This window comes from uncultured Campylobacter sp., from assembly GCF_938030685.1.
Lineage (GTDB): Bacteria > Campylobacterota > Campylobacteria > Campylobacterales > Campylobacteraceae > Campylobacter_B.
The window spans coordinates 1-4,222 of sequence record NZ_CALHHX010000136.1 but is presented as its reverse complement, the minus strand read 5'-3'; the positions used below and the strand labels follow the sequence as shown (position 1 = coordinate 4,222).

Annotated in this window: 5 protein-coding genes; 4 read left to right on the top strand and 1 reads right to left on the bottom strand. The window is 47.4% G+C overall.

What is annotated here, in order from left to right; genetic code table 11:
• Nucleotides 1–549 precede the first annotated feature (549 nt).
• Both Q0369_RS06305 and Q0369_RS06300 read left to right on the top strand, forming a co-directional pair.
• A complete protein-coding gene (locus Q0369_RS06305; RefSeq protein ID WP_298097478.1) occupies nt 550–933 on the top strand; it encodes a DUF4878 domain-containing protein in 384 nt (127 codons plus the stop codon).
• Nucleotides 915–1,526 (top strand): YiiX/YebB-like N1pC/P60 family cysteine hydrolase, encoded by a 612-nt coding sequence (locus Q0369_RS06300; protein WP_298097474.1) that lies wholly within the window; start codon nt 915–917, stop codon nt 1,524–1,526. The genes Q0369_RS06305 and Q0369_RS06300 overlap by 19 nt, the downstream gene beginning before the upstream one ends.
• Nucleotides 1,527–1,828: 302 nt before the next feature.
• Here the strand turns inward: Q0369_RS06300 and nusA are convergent, their stop codons facing one another.
• Nucleotides 1,829–2,956, bottom strand: a complete 1,128-nt coding sequence (gene nusA, locus Q0369_RS06295) for a transcription termination factor NusA (RefSeq protein ID WP_297881897.1) — start codon at nt 2,954–2,956, stop codon at nt 1,829–1,831.
• Between the two features lie 157 nt (nt 2,957–3,113).
• Here nusA and Q0369_RS06290 point away from each other — a divergent pair, with 157 nt between their 5' ends.
• Nucleotides 3,114–3,356: an HP0268 family nuclease gene (locus tag Q0369_RS06290; protein ID WP_005870077.1), complete on the top strand. Its 243-nt coding sequence runs from the start codon at nt 3,114–3,116 to the stop codon at nt 3,354–3,356.
• Nucleotides 3,353–4,222 (top strand): tRNA (N6-isopentenyl adenosine(37)-C2)-methylthiotransferase MiaB (miaB, locus tag Q0369_RS06285; protein ID WP_298097472.1); only part of this gene is annotated, 870 nt, incomplete at its 3' end. The genes Q0369_RS06290 and miaB, both read left to right, overlap by 4 nt.

The window sequence follows — 4,222 nt, the reverse complement described above, 5'->3', positions numbered from 1 at the left end:
CAAGCCCTATTTTTGCAAATATCGCAGTCAGCGCTGCAAAGAGTGCTGATGCAAGTGCCCAAACCGCCCATGTATCCATGATATTCCTTTATGAAATGAATTATTGGATTATAGCCCTATTTAGATAAAATTTGTTTATAATTTCGCGAGCGTCGCAGCAAAAAGCTAAATCGCAAGTGAGCAATCCTACGAAGGCGGCATTTAAATTTTAAAATTTTAGTCGCAAAATACGGCTAAATTTCAGTTCCGACAAGCAAAGCTCGTCTCGCGCGCTACCGAATGAGTTTGGGGGCACCGTTTGAGTAGTGTGCCGCAAGACACGGTTCGCAGGAGTTGCTATAAAATTTTGCTTTGGCAAGATAAAATTTTACCAAGGCAAGACGAGCTTTCCTTCGAATGCAAAATTCTATTTTAATTCAGCAAAAGCACGACCGAATACCCCTTTCGCAAATCCAAACGCGATATAAATTCCCCCGAGCAGAAAGATCTGAATTTAAAAAATATTTATCGTTTGTATATAGAACTTCAAAATTTCTACGAGGAGAGCTTATGAAAAAATTCCTACTCGCGCTCATTGCGATATTCGTTTTAGCGGGCTGCGGCAGCGACCCGAAAGGCGTGGCCGAGGACTTCGTCAGAGCCCTATACGAGGGCGACTCCAAGACTTTGGTTGATATCATCGACATACCCGATAAGGACAGATCGGACGACGGCTCTATGCAGATGATAAACGGCAAACTGATGCAGATGGCAGGTGCCGGCAAGGAGGAGGCTTCCAAGCGCGACGGGCTAAAGGGCGTCTCGGGCGAGCTGCAAAATAGCGACGAGAAATCGGCGCTCGTGAAAGTCGTCGTGTCTTTTAAAAACGGCACAAACCGCACCGAGAGCATTAAACTCGTCAAAAAAGACGGCAAATGGAAGGTTGCGCTTTAGCCAAAAAGCTTCTCGTCTGTCTGATCTTCGCTCTAGGCGGGCTCGGCGAGCTTTGGACGCTCACGCGCGCGCCTGTCGCCAAAGAGCCGCTGCGAGTGCCGGATGAAATTTTATCAAATCTGCGCACGGGCGATCTCGTATTTCGCCTAGGAGACGTCACCTACAGCCGCATAATTGCAAGCGCGACGGATTTTAAATACTCGCACGTAGGCATGATCGTGCGCGAGCGTCCGCTCGTGATAGTGCACGCGGTAACGGGCGAAGGCGAGCGAGACGGCGTCGCGGCCGTTTCGATGCGGGAGTTTTTGGCACATGCGCGAGATTTCGGCGTGGCGCGGATGAAATTTTTAAACGAGGAGCAAAAGACGCGCCTAGCTGCCTCTCTACTTAAGCGCGTCGGCGAGAGTTTTACGCTAAGACCTCGCGGCGAAGCGAACCTCTACTGCACGACGCTGCTCGAGCAGGAAATTTCAAAAATAACGGAATTTTCGCCGCAGTATTTCGAACTCAACCTAGCTGTCCTAGGCGGCGAATACCTCGCGCCGAAGGCGTTTTGGCATTACGGCGGCGTTGAAATTTTATACGAGTGGTAGGCACGACCTAACTTGGAGCAGAATTTTGCGCGCTGTGTAAATTTAAATATCGCATCAATTCAAATTCGCGCATGAATAAAATTTGATCTTAAAATTTCGTGCCGTAAAATTTCGGTCAAAATTTCGCTTTGACGCTAAATTTTAGAATTCCGAAACGACGTAAAATTCTACGTAATATAGAATTTCGTGGAGTACTAAATTACAAAATTCCACTAATTACTAAATTTGCAAAATTTGGTAGGCGTGGAATTTTATAAAGTGCGTAACTTACAAAATTTTAAAAAGCGAAGCGCGTTTCGTCTCTACAGCTCGCCGAAAAGCGCTTCTAGATTTTTAAGACCCTCCTCCGTAGAGACCTTTTTCTCGCTTGCCGAACCGGTTTCGATCAGCTCGATCTCGCAGCCGCACAACATCGAAGCGAGGCGGATATTTAGGCCGTTTTTGCCGATCGCTTTGCTTTTTTGATCGGGGTTTACGTAGACGATCGCCTTGCCGTCCTGCGCTATTTTGACCGAGTTTACGATCGCGGGCGCCATCGCGCGAGTGATCAAAATTTCGGGACTCGCGGAGTATTCAAACGCGTCGATGCTCTCGCCGCCGCTTCCGTCTTGCAAATTTTTGCTTAAAAATCTACTCACCGCGTCGATGCGAGCGCCTCCTTTGCCGACTGTAGCGCCCACTGGATCGACGTTTGGCGAGACGGCGCTAAGCGCGATCTTGGCTCGCCTGCCCGGAATCCTCGCGCAAGCCTGGATGATGACGCTGCCGTCTTTGATCTCTGGGACTTCGGCGGCGAGCAGGGCTTCTAGGAATTTCGGGCTGGTGCGCGAAAGTTCTAGTCTGATACCGTGGGATTTGTCGATGGCTACGTTTTTGATGACGGCTTGCAGCACGTCGCCCACTTTGAAATTTTCGCCCTTGATGCGGTTTTTTTGCGGCATGAAGGCTTTCGTATCCTCGATCTCTACGTAGGTCGTGCCGTCGTGATCGATCTTAGTGACCGTGCCGTGGGTGAGAGTGCCTACCTTGCTTTTATAGTTTTCAAAAATTTTCTCCTCAAGCAGCCTTTGGATATGAAAATTTAGCTCTCTAGCCAGCACGCCGGAAGCCGTACGACCGAGGTTTTCAATATTTATTTCGTAGCTTAGCTCATCACCGATCTCCGCGTTTTCGCCTATTTTTTTGGCTTCGCTTAGCGCGATGAAGTTGTGATCGCCGAGTCGCTCATCATCATCCGCGACGACGTGGACTTTTTGGTAAAGCTTGACGCGCTTGGTCTGAGGATCGACTTCGCTGTCGTAGAGATACTCCTCGCCAAAAAGTCTTTTTGCGGTCTGGATGAACGCCGTTTTGACGCGCTCTTTGACATCTGCGGGCTCAAGCCCCTTTTCGTTTGCAATCGACTCGATGATGTCGGTGATTTTTTCCATAAATTTTCCTTAAGATTTGATTTCGTGCTACTAAATTTGGATTTTAAATTTTGAAGTGCGGTATTATATGGAATTTTGACTTTATTTTTATTTAAACGAATTATTATCTAAATTTCGCTAAACTCGCGGGTTTAAAACATAAATGAAAGGATAGATCATGCAGCTAAAACTTGCCAGAACGGAGCTTGCCTCTAAGCCAAAAAGCGTTAAGATCGAGGATTTGCAAGCCCAAGTAGAAAAGAGCGGACAAAAAATATTTTATCTGGATAGAGAAAATTCTCAAAAAGATTTAGCCGCTTTGGTGGATTTTTTCGATACTAAGGGTTTTAGCGTGTATCAGCGCATAGTTCGATACGGGCTGAACGAAAACGAGTATATGTACGAGGTGCATATCCTTTGAGTAAACTCCTCTTCATCCAGACCCTAGGTTGCGCGATGAACGTGCGCGATAGCGAGCATATTATCGCGCAGCTAAAAGAGCAAGATTACGAGATCACCGACGACGTAAATATTGCGGATCTGATCTTAATAAACACCTGCTCCGTACGCGAAAAGCCCGTGCATAAGCTTTTCAGCGAGATCGGAGCTTTTGATAAGGCGCGAAAAAAGGGCTCCAAAATCGGCGTTTGCGGCTGCACCGCAAGTCATCTGGGCGGAGAGATTTTTAAGCGCGCGCCTTTTGTGGATTTCGTGCTCGGCGCCAGAAACGTATCTAAAATTTCGCAAGCCGTACGTACGCCTAAATTTATTAGCACTGACATAAACTACGACGAGAGCGAGTTTGCATTCGGAGATTTTGCGAGCTCGCCATATAAATCTTTCATAAACATAATGATCGGCTGCGATAAAAAGTGCTCCTACTGCATCGTGCCGCAGACTAGAGGCGATGAAATTTCGATCCCCGCTCAAATTATCTTGCGTGAAGCCGAAAGATCCGCCGCTCGCGGCGTCAAAGAGATATTTTTGCTCGGCCAAAACGTCAATAACTATGGCAAACGCTTTTCTAATGCGCACGAAAAAATTGACTTCAGTGACTTGCTCGTGCGGCTTAGCAAGATAGAGGGCATCGAGCGCATCCGCTTTACTAGCCCGCATCCGCTGCATATGGACGATAAATTTTTGGACGTTTTTTGCAATAATCCTAAAATTTGCAAATCGATGCATATGCCCTTGCAAAGCGGCTCCAGCAAGGTTTTGCGCGATATGAAGCGCGGATATACCAAGCAGTGGTATCTGGACCGCGCGCTTAAACTGCGCCAAAGCTGC